15 protein-coding genes are annotated in these 18,276 nt (G+C 36.7%); 6 read left to right on the forward strand and 9 right to left on the reverse strand.

The window, feature by feature from the left end; translation table 11 throughout:
* Nucleotides 1-20: 20 nt before the first annotated feature.
* The 5 genes from ACFSKV_RS00060 to ACFSKV_RS00080 all read left to right on the forward strand — a co-directional run bounded on the left by ACFSKV_RS00060 (nucleotide 21) and on the right by ACFSKV_RS00080 (nucleotide 7,561).
* Nucleotides 21-1,820, forward strand: a complete 1,800-nt coding sequence (locus ACFSKV_RS00060; protein WP_380799439.1) for a hypothetical protein — start codon at nucleotides 21-23, stop codon at nucleotides 1,818-1,820.
* Between the two features lie 114 nt (nucleotides 1,821-1,934).
* A complete protein-coding gene (gene uvrA, locus ACFSKV_RS00065; RefSeq protein ID WP_380799441.1) occupies nucleotides 1,935-4,775 on the forward strand; it encodes an excinuclease ABC subunit UvrA in 2,841 nt (946 codons plus the stop codon).
* An 84-nt stretch (nucleotides 4,776-4,859) separates the two neighbouring features.
* The gene (locus tag ACFSKV_RS00070) at nucleotides 4,860-5,912 is read left to right on the forward strand and encodes a sensor histidine kinase (RefSeq protein WP_380799442.1); all 1,053 of its coding nucleotides are present in this window, start codon (nucleotides 4,860-4,862) and stop codon (nucleotides 5,910-5,912) included.
* A 12-nt stretch (nucleotides 5,913-5,924) separates the two neighbouring features.
* Nucleotides 5,925-6,662 carry a LytR/AlgR family response regulator transcription factor gene (locus ACFSKV_RS00075; protein ID WP_380799444.1) on the forward strand — a complete coding sequence of 246 codons (738 nt, stop codon included), beginning with the start codon at nucleotides 5,925-5,927 and terminating at the stop codon, nucleotides 6,660-6,662.
* A gap of 143 nt (nucleotides 6,663-6,805) precedes the next feature.
* Entirely contained in the window at nucleotides 6,806-7,561 is a 756-nt protein-coding gene (locus ACFSKV_RS00080; protein WP_380799445.1) for a LytR/AlgR family response regulator transcription factor, read from the forward strand.
* Between the two features lie 65 nt (nucleotides 7,562-7,626).
* On the opposite strand, the gene ACFSKV_RS00085 is transcribed toward ACFSKV_RS00080, so the two are convergent.
* Nucleotides 7,627-7,983, reverse strand: coding sequence for a hypothetical protein (locus ACFSKV_RS00085; RefSeq protein ID WP_380799447.1), 357 nt, complete (start codon nucleotides 7,981-7,983; stop codon nucleotides 7,627-7,629).
* A gap of 354 nt (nucleotides 7,984-8,337) precedes the next feature.
* The gene (locus ACFSKV_RS00090; protein ID WP_380799448.1) at nucleotides 8,338-9,684 is read right to left on the reverse strand and encodes a PhoH family protein; all 1,347 of its coding nucleotides are present in this window, start codon (nucleotides 9,682-9,684) and stop codon (nucleotides 8,338-8,340) included.
* Nucleotides 9,685-9,836: 152 nt separating this feature from the next.
* Between ACFSKV_RS00090 and ACFSKV_RS00095 the strand changes: the two genes are divergently transcribed.
* A complete protein-coding gene (locus tag ACFSKV_RS00095) occupies nucleotides 9,837-10,970 on the forward strand; it encodes a DUF819 family protein (protein ID WP_380799450.1) in 1,134 nt (377 codons plus the stop codon).
* A gap of 70 nt (nucleotides 10,971-11,040) precedes the next feature.
* Here the strand turns inward: ACFSKV_RS00095 and ACFSKV_RS00100 are convergent, their stop codons facing one another.
* From ACFSKV_RS00100 to ACFSKV_RS00130, 7 genes are all read right to left on the reverse strand, one after another.
* A complete protein-coding gene (locus ACFSKV_RS00100) occupies nucleotides 11,041-12,303 on the reverse strand; it encodes a pyridoxal-dependent decarboxylase (protein WP_380799683.1) in 1,263 nt (420 codons plus the stop codon).
* 25 nt (nucleotides 12,304-12,328) lie between these two features.
* Nucleotides 12,329-13,069, reverse strand: a complete 741-nt coding sequence (locus tag ACFSKV_RS00105) for a shikimate dehydrogenase family protein (RefSeq protein ID WP_380799452.1) — start codon at nucleotides 13,067-13,069, stop codon at nucleotides 12,329-12,331.
* Nucleotides 13,066-14,001, reverse strand: a complete 936-nt coding sequence (locus tag ACFSKV_RS00110; protein WP_380799454.1) for a polyprenyl-phosphate transporter — start codon at nucleotides 13,999-14,001, stop codon at nucleotides 13,066-13,068. The genes ACFSKV_RS00105 and ACFSKV_RS00110 overlap by 4 nt, the downstream gene beginning before the upstream one ends.
* Nucleotides 14,002-14,059: 58 nt before the next feature.
* Nucleotides 14,060-14,830: a phosphosulfolactate synthase gene (locus ACFSKV_RS00115; protein ID WP_380799457.1), complete on the reverse strand. Its 771-nt coding sequence runs from the start codon at nucleotides 14,828-14,830 to the stop codon at nucleotides 14,060-14,062.
* Between the two features lie 33 nt (nucleotides 14,831-14,863).
* Nucleotides 14,864-16,279, reverse strand: a complete 1,416-nt coding sequence (locus ACFSKV_RS00120; RefSeq protein WP_380799459.1) for a tetratricopeptide repeat protein — start codon at nucleotides 16,277-16,279, stop codon at nucleotides 14,864-14,866.
* A gap of 141 nt (nucleotides 16,280-16,420) precedes the next feature.
* Nucleotides 16,421-17,389 (reverse strand): NAD-dependent epimerase/dehydratase family protein, encoded by a 969-nt coding sequence (locus tag ACFSKV_RS00125; RefSeq protein WP_380799461.1) that lies wholly within the window; start codon nucleotides 17,387-17,389, stop codon nucleotides 16,421-16,423.
* Complete coding sequence (locus ACFSKV_RS00130; RefSeq protein ID WP_380799462.1) at nucleotides 17,386-18,135, reverse strand: tyrosine-protein phosphatase; 750 nt, start codon at nucleotides 18,133-18,135, stop codon at nucleotides 17,386-17,388. The genes ACFSKV_RS00125 and ACFSKV_RS00130 overlap by 4 nt, the downstream gene beginning before the upstream one ends.
* Between the last annotated feature and the right edge of the window lie 141 nt (nucleotides 18,136-18,276).

Raw genomic sequence — 18,276 nt, forward strand, 5'->3', positions numbered from 1 at the left:
CAAGCACTAGTCCAATAAATATGAAGAAATTTTGGATTTTGCTTATAGGATTTTTTATACTAATACTTCTTATTTTAAGAGGTATACCATTTTTAATTAACCAATACCTTAATGCCAATGCAGACAGGATTGTTACCAATTTAATTACCAGGACAAGTTTTTTTGGAGGACATGAAATTTCATTTGGGAATATTCGTTTGGACTACAATTACTTTGGCACATACCTGAAAATAGAAAATATTAGAGTGTTTCCTTCAAAGGAATTGGCTGAAGATGATATAAAGGTTGACCTTACTATTGACAATTTGAATGTAACTGGATTCCAGTGGTCAGATTTTTTTATGAGGAATTCCATTTCAGTGGACTCCGCATTGATAAATAACATCCGGGTTGTTTCATCCGGCCCCCCAATAGATTCTTTGGATTTAAAACCAAAAAAGAAACCAAAAAAAGAAAAATCAAAAGATTATGATTTGATTGAGGTCAAGCACTTTGATTTAAACAAATTGAATATCGAAGTGGTCAACAACCTTTATGATTCGGTAAGGATTTCATTGAAGGACATGGATCTTCATGCCAATAATTTCCAATTGACAAAAGAGGATATTGAAGACCCAAAATCACTATTCCATGTAGATTGGGTCAAGGGTAGCATACAAGGGGCTGAATTTCACTTTGATAAATTCAGGCAATATGCCAAAGTTGAAGGAATAACCTTGGATACAAAAGCCAATACGATGTCTATTGGCTATTTGGGTTTATTGAATAAATTGGGCAGATATGAGTACACTTCACAATTTGCAGACAGGCAATCATGGACCCAAATTACCGAGGCACAAATGGACATGAAGGGGGTTCATTTCAGCAGTTTTTTTAGAAAAGGAATCGTTGAAATTGATACAGTTTATGCAAACAATATGCATGTGGAGATATTTGTGGATAAAAGGAAACCAGAAGATTTGGAAAAAAGACCACAGATGGTCCATCAGATCTTCGGTAACTTGAGACAGATTATTCATATCGATCATACTTTTATCAAAAATGGTTATTTGAAAATTGAAGAAAGACCGGATAATAAATCCCCAAGGTCGGGTTACTTGTATTTTTCAGATATGAATGCCCATGCAATTAATGTGTCGAACTATATTGAAAAAAGAGGAGAAAATAAATTATTAAGGTTGGAGGCCAGTGGGAAATTGATGGGACTAGGTTTACTGAATGCCGTTGTTCAATATGATTTAGAAAATGTAAAGGGTAATTTCAGCTTGAAAGGTTCTTTGGGAAAAATGGATCTGACTAGCTTAAGAACCATGATTGAACCACAGGCAAAAGCTAGCATTAAGTCCGGGCAATTAAACAATCTGAGTTTTGATATACAGGGTAATGATTATGACGGAACAGGAAAACTCACCTTTTTATATGAGAATTTAGAAGTCGAATTGCTTAACCAGGATTTTGAACGAGATAGGAATGTGTTTAGGCAAATTGGGGCCTTCATTGCCAATAATGTGGTAATCAAATCCAACAATCCTAAAAAGAACGGTGAAACCATGTCTGGAACCGTGTATTATATCAGGGATACTCATAAATCAATGTTCTCATATTGGTGGAAATTGATTTTTTCAGGGCTTAAATCTACTTTGACTGGGGATGATCTTGAAAAATTGAAAAAGAAAGAACTTGAGAGGGTATCTGGAGACAATGGTCCAAAGAATACAGAAAAGGAAAGTAATGCGCAAAATAAATCCCGACCTCAGGAAGAAAAACTCAGTCGAAAAGAAAAAAGGGAAGCCCGGAAGGAAAGTAAGAAATCGGATTAAATTTTTTTGATTAAAACCTTGTTGTTGAATTGAGGTTTTAATGATGGATGATCTTTGGGAATCCCTCAGTTAAATTCGTATTTTCGCAAGCTTAATAGAAATGCAAAATCCTCCATGTCAGACCTGTTGATAGAGAAAAAAGAAGAGTTTATCGAAATTTTTGGGGCCAGAGAACATAATCTCAAAAATATTGATATCAGTATTCCAAGAAATAAACTGGTCGTAATAACCGGTCTAAGTGGCAGTGGGAAAAGCTCCTTGGCATTTGACACAATATATGCGGAAGGACAACGTCGGTACATGGAAAGTTTTTCTGCCTATGCCCGGTCATTTTTAGGGGGGATGGAACGCCCTGATGTAGATAAGATCAACGGTCTTTCCCCGGTTATTTCCATAGAGCAAAAGACCACTTCAAAAAATCCCAGATCTACTGTGGGCACCGTTACAGAAATCTATGATTTTATGCGACTGCTTTTTGCAAGATCAGGAGAAGCTTATTCCTATCTTTCTGGGCATAAAATGATCAGACAAACTGAAGATCAGATCATAGAACAGTTATTTGGAAATTTCAAAGGGAAGAAATTATATATCCTTGCGCCGATAGTCAAAGGACGTAAAGGGCATTACAGAGAGCTTTTTGAACAGATTAGGAAAATTGGATTTTCTAAAGTCAGGGTAGATGGTGTAGTGATGGAAGTGGTGCCGAAAATGCAAGTCGACCGTTACAAAATTCATGACATTGAAATTGTAGTGGATAGGATCATTGCAGATGAGGAAGACAGATTCCGCATTACCCAATCTTTGAAAACTGCCTTACATCACGGGAAAGGAATAATGATGTTAAGGGATGAAGAGGGTAATATCCATCATTTTTCAAAATATCTGATGGATCCTACTACCGGTTTATCTTATGATGAACCAGCCCCCAATTCCTTCTCTTTCAATAGCCCATATGGAGCCTGTCCTACTTGTAATGGCCTGGGAATAATAGAAGAAATCACGAAAGAAAGTATTATTCCTGACCCCACTTTAAGCATTAGTAGAGGTGGTATTGCCCCTTTGGGGGATTACCGGGATATTTGGATTTTTAAGAAAATCGAGGCTATTCTCAAGCATTATAAGTGTAGCATCAGCACTCCCATTGAAAAACTTCCCGAAGAAGTAGTAGAGGTTTTACTATATGGGGACAAAATAGAAGTTGCTGTGGATTCGGTAAAATATCCAGGTACACAATGGCATACTACCTTTGAAGGAATTGTAAACTTTCTTCAGAAGCATCAGGAAGGAAGTTCTGATAAAATTCAGGATTGGGTGAGTGAGTTTACCATAACCAAAGTTTGTCCTGATTGTGAAGGTTATAGGTTGAAAAAAGAGGCTCTTCATTTTAAAATTGACAATAAACATATAGGTGAGCTTTCCATGATGGATATTTCAACTTTGGGGGATTGGTTTGATGGACTTGAAACCAGAATTTCGGAAAGACAACAAATAATCGCCAAGGAGGTCTTAAAAGAAATCCGTAAAAGAATAGGTTTCCTATTGGATATTGGTTTGGATTACTTATCCCTAAACAGACCCCTGAAAACGCTTTCGGGTGGGGAAGCACAAAGGATTAGACTGGCTACCCAAATAGGGACCCAATTAGTTGGAGTATTGTATATTCTTGACGAACCAAGTATTGGACTGCACCAAAGGGATAATGTGAAATTAATTAAAGCTTTGAAGGATTTGAGGGATTTGGGCAATTCAGTGATCGTGGTGGAACATGACAAGGATATGATGATGGAATCAGACTTTGTGGTGGATATTGGCCCAGGTGCAGGAAGGCATGGAGGTCAGATTGTGGCTGCTGGTACTCCAATTGAAATTTTAAAGAAAGGGAGTACAACGGCCAAGTACCTTTCCGGCGAACTTACTATAGATGTTCCCAAAACCAGAAGAAAGGGAAATGGTAAAACTTTATATTTAGAAGGAGCTTCAGGCCATAACCTCAAAAACGTAAATCTTAACTTACCGCTTGGAACAATGATGTGTGTCACTGGAGTTTCCGGTTCAGGAAAAAGTTCATTGATCCATGAGACCTTGTTTCCCTTATTAAACCAACACTTTTACAGGTCAAAAAAAGAGCCCCTTCCTTATAAAAAAATTGAAGGGCTTAACCACTTGGATAAAGTTATTGAGGTAGATCAATCTCCTATTGGGAGGACTCCACGGTCAAATCCGGCCACTTATACAGGAGTTTTTACGGATATAAGGGCTTTATTCACTGAATTGCCTGAATCTAAGATCAGGGGATATAAGGCAGGAAGATTCAGTTTTAATGTAAAAGGGGGAAGATGTGAAGATTGTGAAGGGGCAGGGATGAAACTGATTGAAATGGATTTTTTACCTGATGTCCATATTCCTTGTGAAACCTGTAAAGGGAAGCGGTATAATCGAGAGACATTGGAGGTGCGTTTCAAAGGAAAATCCATTTCAGATGTACTCGATATGACCGTAGAGCAAGCAGTTGAATTTTTTGAATTCCAACCTAAAATTCTCAGAAAAATAAAAACCCTGAATGATGTGGGATTGGGATATATCACCCTTGGGCAGCACGCAACTACTTTATCAGGAGGTGAGGCACAAAGGGTGAAATTATCTACAGAATTATCGAAAAAAGATACCGGAAATACCTTTTACATATTAGATGAACCTACAACAGGTTTACATTTTCAGGATGTGGAGCATTTGCTTGAAGTTTTAAATAAATTGGTGGATAAAGGGAACACCGTTTTGATTATCGAGCATAACCTAGATATTATTAAAGTGGCTGATCATATTATAGACCTAGGCCCTGAAGGAGGAGATAAAGGCGGGATAATCATTGCAGAAGGTACTCCGGAGCAAGTCTCTGCGCACAAAGGAAGTCATACTGCAAGGTTTTTAAAAGCAGAATTAGATTGGGCACCCTGATTGACCTATCATTGCTGAAATTGAACCCTGCTGTAAAAAATATAGGTGACCATATTATTGCTTGGTTATATTTGAAACCTCGCAATGAATAGAATACAGTTATATTGGAGTTTACAGATTTTAGGATGGTCCAGCTATGCCTTGATCAACCTGTTTTTTGTTTCCTTGGACAGAGGGATTTCCCCTGTTCAGGTGGGTGCTTTTTCTTCATTGGCTGCTTATTACCTTCTTTCAACCCATGGACTTCGTAAGATTGTTAAAAAATATGGTTGGTTCAACCTGACCTTCGGTCGCTTGGTGGTAAATACCCTCATAGCTCTGGGTATTCTAAGTTTATTGAACATGATCGCTCAGATCATCATCAATCTGATTTTTGATACTTTAGACCCGGAGGTAGACCTGAGGCCTTTAGTAATCTCTGTAAATATTTTTGTCAGTTTTCTTTTTTATGCGCTTTGGTCAATGCTATATTTTCTTTTTCATTTTTTGGACAACTATAACCAGTCTTTGAAATACCAAGCAAAAATCAATGAAATTCAATTGAATCACTTAAAAAGCCAACTTAATCCTCATTTCATTTTCAATGCCTTGAATTCAGTGCGGGCTCTGGTAGATGAAGATCCCAAAAAAGCAAAATTGGCAATAACCCAACTGTCCAATATTCTGAGGTTTTCATTGATGATGGATAAAAAAAGGACAATTGATTTTGAGAATGAAATCAATACAGTAAAAGACTATCTCAATTTGGAATCCATTCGATTTGAAGAAAGATTGATTGTAAAATATGATATTGAATCTTCTGCTTATGATTATAAAGTGCCGCCCATGATGCTTCAAACTATTGTGGAAAATGCCATCAAACATGGTATTTCAAATAGGGTAAAGGGTGGAAGCATTGAAATCAAATGCTATGAAGGAATTACTGATGATTTGATTATCCAAGTAAAAAATAGTGGACAACTTAGGCCTCATGCAATGAACAGAAGGAAGGAGGGGGAAGGCCATGGTATCAGCAATACAATCCAGCGTTTAAAATTGATATATGGCAATAGATCTTCCTTTAAAATTTTCAATTTTGGTAACGATTTTGTCATAACTGAAATAAAAATTCCAAAACAAACCCTTACATTAGTTTAAAATTCCAACAAAATGCGAGCACTAGTTATCGATGATGAAAGATTAGCCAGAAAAGAGCTGATCAACCTGCTTTCTCAATTTGACCAAGTTGAAGTGGTCGGTGAGGCCAATAATGTAGACGATGCAAAAGAAAAAATCGAATCTTTATCTCCTGATGTGGTGTTTTTGGATATTCAAATGCCGGAAAAAACAGGTTTTGATTTGTTGGAGGAATTGGACAATGTGCCACATGTTATTTTTACGACAGCCTATGATGAATATGCTTTGAAAGCTTTCCAGGTAAATGCTCTTGATTACCTTTTAAAACCAATAGAAACAAAAAGGCTTGGTGAGGCAATCGAAAGGCTACAGAAAAAAATCAATGAAGCTTCGGAAAGACATGATGAGGCTTCATTGGCCCATCAAAATAAAAAGCTGACTTTAGATGATCAGGTTTTTGTGAAAGACGGTGATAGGTGTTGGTTTGTGAAATTGTCCAATGTAAGGTTGTTTGAATCTGATGGCAATTACATCAAAGTGTATTTTGACAATAATAAACCCATGATCCATAAATCACTGAATGCATTGGATGAAAGATTGGATGAAAAATCATTTTTCCGGGCCAGTAGAAAACATATTATTAATTTAAGTTGGGTTGAGGCTATTGAGCCTTGGTTCAATGGGGGTTTGGTAGTTACCCTAAAGGGTGGAGACAGAATTGAGGTTAGCAGGAGACAAGCGGCAAGATTCAAGGATATGATGAGTCTTTGATCATTTTCATGGGCACAAAACGACAAAAATCAAAACATTTATTGATTGTCAAAAGTAAATTTTGTAAATAGGCATATATTCGTTTATATACATAAAAATTAATTTAATAATTTTAATACCGTATTATTTCCCACGAAGAACCTATGAAAGAGGAAAGAATTCTTATCGTTGAAGACGATGTAAATATTGCCGAAAATATTGAGGAGATTCTGGAGCTTTTGGGTTATGTTAACATAGACATCGCCAATTCAGCAAATCAGGCCATCAAAATAGTCAAAAAATATAAACCGGATTTGGTGTTCATGGACATCAAACTAAAAGGAGACAAAGATGGTATTGAACTTGGTGAGATCATCAAACAGATGATCGAAGTTCCTTTGGTTTATGTTACTTCCTATAGTGACCCTACCATTATTGAAAGGGCTAAAAGAATCAATCCAGCAGGATTTATTGTAAAGCCTTTCAATACCAACGATATTCATGCTATAGTTGAAATCGTTCTTTATAATAAGCGCACCAAACCATCTATTGAGGCAGTAGCCACCAAAGCAAAGGATGAAAGCCCTTACCTTGTTACTGATGCTGTCTTTATAAAAGCAGACAATGCTTACGAAAGGGTTCCATATACAGACATTTATTATGTGGAGGCCAATGGAAATATGGTGACGATTTTCACCAAAAACAGAAACTTTACCATTAGAAAATCCATGAAGGATATGGAAGATAAACTTCCATCTCATCTGTTTTTGAGGGTTCAGAAATCATTTATTGTTCAATTGGGCCAAATTGAAAGTTTCAATACAAAAGATATTAACCTCATGTCCGGAGCAGTAGTCCAAGTTGGCAGACAGTACTATAACAGTTTCTTGGCAAAACTGAATACAATCACTGAAAGTTAATGAACAAAAAAAGGTGAGTAAAACTCACCTTTTTTCACTTTCAAAAAACCAAACAATCAATAGAATTATCCTATAAGGTAAAATTCGTGCTTACCATATTTGGTAAGAATACTACTCCTTTCAAATGTTTCTTTAAATTTCTTTTCCAATTCACTTTTTTCACCGTAAAACTCCGCTACAACTTCACCGTATTTATTGATAAATGTGATAGTCGGCTCTGTTTTAATATCAGAAAGTTCAAATTCTATCATAGGTATAATTTCTTCCTGAGTAATTTCAAATCCCTCTTTCAATTCCATTGGGATTACCTCGTTGATCTGATCAACTTTCGCTTCCGCTTTTGCGGTCCATAAGATTGTCAAGGCCATCATAAATCCTAAAAAGGCACAGACATTTTTTTGAGTTAAAATAGTTGGTTTCATTTTCTTTTATTTTTTTGTTTTAATTTTCTGATTTTTACCACATCGGTGATGTTCGGTATTTGATATATGCCAAATTCTGGCCCATATTTTTTAAAACACTGAAAATCAGTATTTTAAATAAAATAAAGACTTTAGAATGTGTTCGGTATCGTACATGAATTTCTTGGTATTGATACATCTCTATAGACAAAAAATCCATAAATAAGGTTGCATAGCAATAGTTAAAAAATCAAAAAAACCGATAGAAAACAAAATATTCTATCGGTTTAATGAATTTGATGCCTAAAATTAAAACAATATTTTATTTAATATAATTATCGAATATATTAATGTAGGTGTAAGGATTTACTGACATTATAAAAGATCATTTGCCAAATTCGCAAGCTCTGAACGTTCACCTTTTTCCAATTTGATATGGGAATACAGGGGATGATCTTTGACCCTATCAATCAAATAGGATAAACCGTTACTTTGACTGTCTAGGTAAGGCGTATCAATTTGGAATATATCTCCCGTGAAAATGATCTTTGTGTTTTCACCAGCCCGGCTTATGATTGTTTTGATTTCATGTGGAGTCAGGTTTTGGGCCTCGTCAACGATAAAGAAAATATTTGAAAGAGATCTCCCTCTTATATAAGCCAAAGGTTGGATAACCAGTTTTTCCTGATTCACCAATTCTGTAATTTTTTGATATTCTTTGTCTGATTCTTTGAACTGATTCTGGATAAACTTAAGGTTGTCCCAAAGGGGTTCCATGTATGGGTTCAGTTTGGATTTAATATCTCCAGGTAAATATCCTATATCTTTATTGCTTAAGGGAACAATTGGCCTCGCCAGATAAATCTGCTTGAAATCCCTTCTTTGCTCTAATGCACCTGCCAATGCCAATAAGGTTTTTCCTGTACCTGCTACCCCTTGAATGGAAACCAGTTTTACCCTTGGATTCAGGATGGCATGAAGCGCAAAGGTCTGTTCAGCATTTTTTGGTTTGATGTTGTATGCTAATTTTTTATCCACCCTTTCCATGGTGTTATCCTCAGCATTATAATAAGCCAGTACGGAATTTTTTTCACTTTTCAGGATATAATAGGCATTGGCTTTTCTTTTCCGCGTTCCTAAAATTAACTTGGCTTCCACAGAATGGTTTTCATATAATCTGTTGATAATAGCAGGGTCAAGATCGTCCAAAAGAAACTTACCGGTATTTTCAAGTTCGGTTATGTTTTTGATTTTACCTGTTTCATAATCTTCGGCATGGATATCCAAAGATTTTGCCTTTAATCTCAGGTTAATGTCTTTACTTACAAGAATGACCCTCCTGTTTTTCTCGGTCTGTTTCAGGTGAAGTGCAGCATTCAGGATTTTATGGTCATTTTTTTCCTCACCAAAAATAATATTGGCATTGATATTATTGTCAGGGTTCATCAATACCCTGAAATTCCCCTTTGTTTTTCCATTCAAAGGCGTCCAATTATGGATCATATTATCTTTTGCCAAGGTGTCCAGCAGTCGAATAAATTCCCTAGCTTCAAAATTTTTGGTATCATTACCCTTTTTAAACTGATCGAGCTCTTCCAATACAGTAATAGGGATGACCACATCATGTTCGGCAAAGTTCATGATTGAATTATGTGCATATAAGATTACCGAAGTATCAAGCACAAAAATTTTGCGGTCCTTATCGGATTTAGCTCTAGCCATAAACAATGAAATTTTAGTTGCTATTAGTTAGCAATAAGTTAGAAAAATAAAATTTAGATAACCATTTTCCTAACAGAAATTAAGATTATTAATAAAAGTAAAATCTTATCTTTTTGACTATCAGAATGATTAAATTTTTCTTATTTTTCAACATGCACTGGAATGATGATCCTATCTATGTTTCTGCAATGCTTTGTATTGCAGTTTTTTTTGCCAGTTGGTTAAATGGATTCAAAGGCTGGAAAACAATTGGGACTCCGATTTTAGCCATCCTTCTTTGTTCAATAGCTGCTAATTTGAATATTATCCCAACTGCTACATCCGGCCATCCGATTTACAATGGGGTATTCATGTATATAGCTCCTTTGGGTATTTTCATTGCTTTATTGGAGGTGGACTTGAAAAGCCTCAAAAATGCCGGAATCCCCATTTTAATGATGTTTTTTCTCGGGACAATCGGCACTGTCACAGGGGTTTTCGTCGCTTGGTTCTTAGTAAACCCAGTCACTGAAATCGGAGCTTTGGCCCCAGCAATTGCCGGAATGTTTACAGGAACTTATATAGGGGGAAGTATTAATTTTAATGCAGTCGCTCTACATTACCAAGTGAATGACAGTGGAGCCCTCTTTGCCGCTTCTACAGTGGTGGATAACCTATTGGGTACACCTTGGATAATTGCTACTTTGTTATTACCTAAATACTTGTTTAAATTTTTCCCGCGTAAAAAACTGGAATCTTCAAAGACAGGAGATAAAATCAAAATGAATGAGCATATTTCAATTTTCTCACTTTCCCTTATTCTTGGTCTTGGATTATTGGGTATCACTATATCAAAAGTGCTCGCCAATTATTTCCCCCAAATCCCTGAAATAATTACCCTGACGACCTTAGCTTTGGTATTGGCGCAATTTGAATTTGTAAAGGGACTTTCTGGAAAGCACACTTTGGGCTTTTTCTTTATTCTGGTTTTCCTTGCAGTTATTGGTACTCTTTGCGACCTGGAAGCCTTATCAGGAATTGGTTCTTTGACCGGTACTTTGATTCAGTTCGTAGCGGTTATCATTTTGGTCCATGGATTGGTTATTTTTGGGGTGGGAGCACTGTTCAAAATGGATTGGGATGTGATAGCCGTTGCATCCCAAGCCAATGTTGGGGGCAATACCACGGCCCTTGCTTCAGCAGAAAGTTTAAACCGTCCTGATCTTCTGATTCCCGGAGTCTTGGTAGGAAGCTTGGGAAATGCCTTGGGGACTTATTTGGGATTTCTGGTAGCGGGTATATTGTGAATTTCCCCTTTTTCAGTTATTGAGTTATCGCTGCAGAAAAACAGGTTTCTTCTGCAGCGTAAATATTCTCTTAGGATTTGCTTAGGTGTTGTGACCTTACTTCCCCCTCTAGTTCCATCAAAAAAGTGTCAATGGTACCGGGTTTGACATGCGGCATCACTACAATTTTGTACCATTCCGGCTCAAACTCATAAGTATTTGCTACCAGATAGTATTTATTTGCAAGCTCCTTGCTCATGTATTTTGCCTTGATGGCTATGATATTGAGGTATGGATTCCTAAAATATTCTATCCCCATTCCTTCCAATTTTTTACAGATATGTTCTGTCTTGTCACAAAGAGTTTCCATCTTATATTTCCAACCTTCCGAACCATGGATCTGTAAAATCATCCATATGGAAATCGCATTGGCTCCTGACCGGCTTCCACTGATGGTGAAATCTTTCCCGGGAATATATTGGGCCTCATCAGTTTTTACATAATCAAAGAATCCTTTTCTAATCAAAAATAGACCAGTTCCGTAGGGAGTTTGCAACATCTTGTGGCCATCCGCTGTAATTGAATTCATATAGGGATTCTGAAATGTAAATCTGCTTGTAGGGTTTGTAAATGGATAGATGAATCCTCCATAAGCAGCATCTACATGGATCTTGAAGGGCATGTTCATATCGGTAAAGAAATCTCCTAGCATATCGATATCATCTACTGACCCAAACATAGTGGTTGATAGATTGGCAATGACAATAAAGTATTTAATGCCCTCCTGGATAGCTGCTTTAACTTTACCTTCCAATGATTCTTTTGTGATCTGTCTTGTTTCAGGATCAACTTCAAGAATTATACTGGTCAGATTAAGGATATTAGCCCCTTTTGGCATAGAGTAGTGGCTGTCCTGAGAATATACCAGTCCAATTTCCCCAATCCTAGCTCCAAATTCTTTTTTAAAGTAATTCCGGTATATCCACATGGCTTGAATATTGGCTTCAGTTCCACCTGTGGCTACATAACCATCCTGCTGGTTGGGGTCTCCATTGAAAATTTCCTCTGCTACTAACTTGATCAGCTCTTTTTCAATCTTCTGAGTTCCTTGAAAAACTTCCAACACAGATTGCTCACTTAAAGTATGAACGCCAATATGGTTGGGATTACGTACCATTGCTGACATATACGGTGCGTCTTTAAGGAAGGGAGCGTCAGGGTAAAATTCAGTAGTATCAAGATAAGTCCCAGGGATGCCCAATATAGGATGGTCTCCTCTATAATCGAGGTTTTCATCCAATGCCTTAAATATATGTTCCTTTACTTGTTCGTGTGATAATTTTTTCCAGTACATGATAATATATAAATGGGTTAAGAAATCAATTCCAAATCTTCCAGGCAGCTTCTGCCTGAAGTTGCAGCATTTCCAGTCCATTTTTTACTATTGCCCCCCTGGCTTCCAATGAGCGCATTAAAAATGTTTTTTCCGGATTATAAACCAAATCATATACCTTGTGCATTGGGGTGATACACTCGGGGTTAATATCCGGCATTTCTTCTGTTTTGGGATAGGTTCCCACAGGAGTAGTATTGATGATCAAATGATTTTGTAGGAGAATTGATGGATTATTTTTTAAGTCCTCGTAGGTCAATTGCTCGCTTTTTTCTGATTTGCTTCGGGAAACCAACTTATATGGGATTTGTAAATCCTCCAAAGCTTTTACTACTGCTTTGGAAACTCCCCCTGTACCCAAAACCAAAGCGGAGGGTTTTTCACCCTTAAGCCAATTTTCAAGTGAATTCCTGAATCCCAAATAATCAGTATTATATCCTGTCAATTGGTTTTTTTTTATCCGGATGCAGTTGACAGCTCCAATTTTTTCGCATGCAGGGTCCAAAAAATCCAAATAGGGGATTATTTTTTCTTTATAAGGTATTGTAACATTTAATCCTTCTAATTCCGGATTTTCATCAAGTACCTTAGGGAATAAAGAAATATCCTCAATTTCATAGAGATCGTATGTGCAGTCCTTTATTCCCTCTTTTTCAAATTTGTTGGCAAAATATTTTTTTGAAAAAGAGTGACCTAACGGGTAACCTATCAATCCGTACTTTCTCATTGTCTGTTGATATAATAGGCAGTTCTTTCAATTCCCACTACAAGGAAAATTCCTAATAGAAAGGCCAATGCTGCATATAGGATTAAGGATTCTTCACCTGTTACAGCAAGGTAATTATGGGGTAATATATTTTCGGTAATAAAGGGTTTTTGAGCCCCGGAGGAAGAAACCCTGTAAGAAATCACCTGCTTCCAAGGCCAAATTTTATTAATGGAACCCAGCATAAATCCTGACAACAATCCAATGGTAAGGGCATGGTAATTCTTCAAAAGCCAGGAAATTAATCTGCTGAATGATAATAAACCAACAATACAGCCCAAAGCAAATAAAGCAAGGGTCAAAATATCCTTGTCCGTTACAGCTTTAAGGATCCTTTCATATTGGCCAAGTATCAATAATAAAAAACTTCCGGAAATTCCGGGTAAAATCATGGCACAAATGGCTATGGCACCTGCAAAGAAAACAAACCAAAAGGCTTCAGGGCTACTCATGGGAGGTAAATCTGTTACCCAATAGGCTATTAAAGTTCCAATGATAATTGAAAACAGAACTGAAATATTCCACCTTTTGATATCCCTCAAAATGAGAACGGCAGATATAATAATCAATCCACAAAAGAAAGACCAAATAGGTATGGGGTGATTGTCCAATAAATAGGTGATAAATTTGGACAGGGTGAAAATACTGGTGAGTATACCAAGTAAAACTGTTATCAAAAAGTTTCCATTGATGTGACGCCAGAAAGCTTTGCCATCAAACCTAAGCAGAAATGACAATGCAGTTTTATCAATGGACTTGATGCTATCCAGAAGTTTTTCATAAATGCCGGTGATAAGTGCAATTGACCCACCTGAAACGCCAGGTACAATATCAGCTGCACCCATAGACATGCCTTTTAGAAATAAAAGAATGAAGTCTTTGAGGTGATGCATAGCAATAAATAAAAAGGACTGTGAGACCTAACGTAAAACAGTCCAGAATATTGAGTTTCTAAAATTTATGATCTCCGAGAAAATGATCAAAAGTATCTCCTCTTAAACCCAGCCGAATGGTTTCCAATGGGATTAACTCATTAGGAGCTATATTTCCAAGGTTCACGTTGGCTCCTAATAACTTAACAAACCAAACCTGTTGTTCTTTCTGGGGAGCTTCCCAAATTATTTTTTCTTCTGGGATTTTGGTCAATATTTCTTCTACCAAACCTTGTCGGACTTCTCCTGAATCCCTGAATAGACCCACAGTACCTCCCTCTCTTGCTTCTCCAATTACCTTCCATGAACCTGCATCCAATTCTTTTTGCATCTGTTCAATCCATTTGTAAGGAGGAATGATTTTAGCAGCATCTTTGGACCCAACTTCCGAAAGTACAGTCACATCCTGAGAGAGAACCCGAATAAATTCACATTTTTGATCATGGGGCATGCTGATTGATCCATCAGAAACTTCTGCAAAATTCAAATCATATTTTTCCAAGACCCTTCTGTAATCATCAAATTGATCCCGTATTACAAAGGCTTCAAATAAAGTGCCCCCAAAATAAACTGGAATCCCGGAATCTTTATAAATCTGGATTTTTTCTCCCAAGTTTTTTGTCAGGTAGGAAGTAGCCCATCCTAATTTAACAATATCTACAAAATCACTATTGGCACTCACAAAATTTTCAACCTCTCTTAAACTAAGGCCTTTGTCCATAACCATAGTAAAGCCATTATTACGTGGCTTTTCAGTACGTAAAGGCAGATTCTTAAGAACGTAATTCATCCTGCTGGAATTTCAAATTAGTAACCATTACTTTTAAGAAGATGCGGAATCTTCTCTAAACTGTGAGATAATCTTGAATATTGCTTTTTGCTTATTAATCTCAGGCATCAATTCATACAAGATTTTGTGTTTCTCAAAGTCCAAAGTTAATGCATTTTCCAAATATGTAAAGGCTTCCTTATATTTCCCTGTTTTCAGCAGGTAAACTACTATTCTGTAATAAAGCTCGGATTCCTCAGGTAATTCTTCAATACCTTCTTTCATTACATCAATTGTTTCTTCAAATCTGTTTTGATCGAAATAAATGATGGAAAGATTGATGTAAGTTTCCATAATTCCGGGTTCAAGATTGATGGCCTCTTCATAGGCCTCAGCACTAGCCTGTAAGTTGCCCAACTGATATTCAGCATCCGCCAGTCCTACCCAGTAATTGGGGTTTTCCCCACTCAGCTTTATGGCTTTCTTGAAATAATGTATAGCTTCAAAAAATTTTTCTCTTTTAAGCATACACATGCCTAAACCAAACCAGGCATCGTCATACTCCGGATCAAACTTTGCGGATTTTTTGAAATATTTAAAAGCAAGATCAATTTGATCCAATTTTTCATATGCAGCAGCCAAATAACAACAGTTTTCAGCATTGGCACCTTCGCAATTGATGGTATTTTGATAAGCTTCCAGCGCGAGATCAAATTGCTGGGTATTCATGTAAGCATTTCCCAGGTTAAAATAGGCCGAGGCAAAAGCGTCATCAATGATCAATGCATAGTCATAGGCTTTGATGGCTTCTTCATACCTTCCCAGCCTATTGTAAACTACCCCAAGATTATACCAAGCACCGGCACTGTAAGGATCCTGATCAATAAATTCCTGGTAAAATTGGAGGATTTCATTGAAGGAACCCTCTTCTTCAGTAATCATGGCCAATTGGAATAGCGCATCCTCATGATTTATCCGGATTTTTACGCATTCCTTATAATAATAAATGGCCTTTTCGGTGTCGTTTTCTGACCTGTAAAGGTTTCCCAATAAGTAAAAAACTTCTGCTTTATCATCTGCCAAAGGAATGAAATCTTCCAACATGGTGATTGCATCCTTTGAATTACCGGACATCATCAAAGCATTGGCATAAGCAAGTAAGATATCCTCATTATTGGGAGAAAGGTTATTGATGTTTTCAAGAATCTCTAACCCTTCATCCAATTCATCATTGAAAATCAGGCAGCTGGCTTTTAATAATTTAATTTCTATGCTGTAAGGAAACTTGCCTAAGGCGTATTCGGCGGCTTTTAACGCTTTGACAAACTTCTGTTGGTCAAAATAAAACCGGATGATATTTTCTAATTCTTCTTCTTCAAAATATAAATCCAGATTGGATTTTAGCGAGTTTTCAAACCTTTCTACTAACTCCCTGTCTTCTTCCCATTCGTTTTCAAAGTCTCCGGTCATCGGCTAAATTTTATTTGATAATTAAGATACCAAATTTATGGTTCTATCAAAATCCCTAGGAGATTATTTTTTACCAGGCTAAATGATTTTGGCAGATTTTTCTCCATACTTGTAGGTATCCTTCGATCAATAAACGGCGTGTCAGTTTATTTCGTTCGCTTTTGCCCAGGAGAAGGTATCTTCGAGCGGCCTGAAATTAAAATCCAAAAGTTCCAGAACTTTGCTGTTATCCATATACACCTCAAGTTGGGAAAGCATTGCAGTCTGTTTGTTGAGTGGGCTTTTTGACAAACCCAATTTTTTGCCAATCCAGGAAATTGCTATGACTAAATTCAGCATCCAAGGTTTTACTTCTTTATGAGGGGCTTTTGTATTGAATACTTCAGACATTTTCTCAAAAAATACTTTGTAGGGTAGACTTTCTTTGTTCAAAATATAGCCTTCATTCCAAACTCCCTTTTGATATAATTGCCAAACTATTTCTGCTGCATCCCTTACATCGATGTAGTTTACGCTGCCTTTTGGATAATAAGACCGGCCTTCAAGAACGTAATTATAAATTTGGGAACTGCTTCTTTGATCAGAAATTTTTCCCAATAGGACACTAGGGTAAACAATTAAAGCATCAATTCCTTCCTGTACCCCTCTCCAAACTTCAAGGTCTGCAAAATATTTGGAAGTAGCATAGGGTGTATTAAAATCAGATTTGGTCCATCTATTGGTTTCATTTATACTCTTTACTTCCGGACTTCTACCTAAGGCAGAAACAGAAGATATATGGATCAATTTCTTTATTCCCTGCTGAAGCATGGAATTGACCAAATTTGCTGTCCCTTCTGTATTTACTGACATCAACATTGAATCTTCTTTCGGGTCAAATGATACATGCCCTGCGGCATGGATAACCATATCCATATCTTTAAGGGCTTCTTCCAAAGAGACAACATCATTTAAGCTTCCTTCATGCCATATAATCTGATCAGAATAATCAGATATCAAGTCCTTGTTGCTATCTTTTCTAACCAAGGCATGAATTTCCGCATGAATGGCAAATTTTCTCACCAAATGATTACCAAATAAACCAGTGGCACCTGTAATGAGTATTTTCATAAAGTTCGATTGAGCAAGTCCAATTTTTGGATCTTGGCGAAATATTTTGATTGATTCAGACTTTCCAACATATCAAGATACCGGTGATTGTGGCAGTCAGTACCCATAAGTTTTACTCTATTTTCATCTATGAGCAATTCTGCAAAGTGCTTTACAGGTTTTGAATAGAACCCTGTTAATGACAAAAGGTTAATTTGAAAATAAATTTCCCTATCAAAAAGATCCTGCAAAAGTTTTTCGTCGTGAATTAAGTAATGATACCTTTCGGGATGGGCCAAGATAGGACGATACCCATTCATTTCCATTGCAAAAAACAATTCTAAAATGATTTGGGGCTTATTGATGAAACCTGTTTCTACTAAGACGTAATTATCTTTTATTGTGAGCAATTCCTCCCCAGATTCAATTTTTTCATAAAAAACTTCATCAATGTAATATTCTGCAGCGGCCTCAATATGTATATCAATTCCTTCTTTTTCCAAAGCGAATCTTACTTCCTTAAGACCCTTGCGGATGATTTCAGGGGTATTACGGTAATATTCGGACATAATATGAGGGGTGGTAATAATTTTTCTCAACCCGAATGATTTAAGCCTTTTTATCAGGGAAACAGAATCCTCTAGGGTTTTTGCACCATCATCGATTCCAGGGATCAAGTGGGAATGCATGTCCACTTCAAGCCATTTCAGGCTGAATTCCTCTGGAACTGCTTTCTCTTGTTTTTTGAAAAAATCAAAAATTCCCATCTTTACTTCTCTGTAGCCTTTATTTTGTCTAAAAAAAGCCTTTCTTTATTCTTAGGCAAATCTTTTTATTTGATTTTAAGTTATTCTGCCAAATTGGGTTAATAATTTAAACGAACCCTTCATTTAATTGTTAAAAACAGC

The organism is Shivajiella indica (genome assembly GCF_042683085.1).
Lineage (GTDB): Bacteria > Bacteroidota > Bacteroidia > Cytophagales > Cyclobacteriaceae > Shivajiella > Shivajiella indica.

Coding starts and splice junctions, on each gene's coding strand:
- ACFSKV_RS00060 (WP_380799439.1), top strand. CDS start 21: ATGAAGAAATTTTGGATTTTGCTTATAGGATTTTTTATACTAATACTT.
- uvrA (WP_380799441.1), top strand. CDS start 1,935: ATGTCAGACCTGTTGATAGAGAAAAAAGAAGAGTTTATCGAAATTTTT.
- ACFSKV_RS00070 (WP_380799442.1), top strand. CDS start 4,860: ATGAATAGAATACAGTTATATTGGAGTTTACAGATTTTAGGATGGTCC.
- ACFSKV_RS00075 (WP_380799444.1), top strand. CDS start 5,925: ATGCGAGCACTAGTTATCGATGATGAAAGATTAGCCAGAAAAGAGCTG.
- ACFSKV_RS00080 (WP_380799445.1), top strand. CDS start 6,806: ATGAAAGAGGAAAGAATTCTTATCGTTGAAGACGATGTAAATATTGCC.
- ACFSKV_RS00085 (WP_380799447.1), bottom strand. CDS start 7,983: ATGAAACCAACTATTTTAACTCAAAAAAATGTCTGTGCCTTTTTAGGA.
- ACFSKV_RS00090 (WP_380799448.1), bottom strand. CDS start 9,684: ATGGCTAGAGCTAAATCCGATAAGGACCGCAAAATTTTTGTGCTTGAT.
- ACFSKV_RS00095 (WP_380799450.1), top strand. CDS start 9,837: ATGCACTGGAATGATGATCCTATCTATGTTTCTGCAATGCTTTGTATT.
- ACFSKV_RS00100 (WP_380799683.1), bottom strand. CDS start 12,303: ATGTACTGGAAAAAATTATCACACGAACAAGTAAAGGAACATATATTT.
- ACFSKV_RS00105 (WP_380799452.1), bottom strand. CDS start 13,069: ATGAGAAAGTACGGATTGATAGGTTACCCGTTAGGTCACTCTTTTTCA.
- ACFSKV_RS00110 (WP_380799454.1), bottom strand. CDS start 14,001: ATGCATCACCTCAAAGACTTCATTCTTTTATTTCTAAAAGGCATGTCT.
- ACFSKV_RS00115 (WP_380799457.1), bottom strand. CDS start 14,830: ATGAATTACGTTCTTAAGAATCTGCCTTTACGTACTGAAAAGCCACGT.
- ACFSKV_RS00120 (WP_380799459.1), bottom strand. CDS start 16,279: ATGACCGGAGACTTTGAAAACGAATGGGAAGAAGACAGGGAGTTAGTA.
- ACFSKV_RS00125 (WP_380799461.1), bottom strand. CDS start 17,389: ATGAAAATACTCATTACAGGTGCCACTGGTTTATTTGGTAATCATTTG.
- ACFSKV_RS00130 (WP_380799462.1), bottom strand. CDS start 18,135: ATGGGAATTTTTGATTTTTTCAAAAAACAAGAGAAAGCAGTTCCAGAG.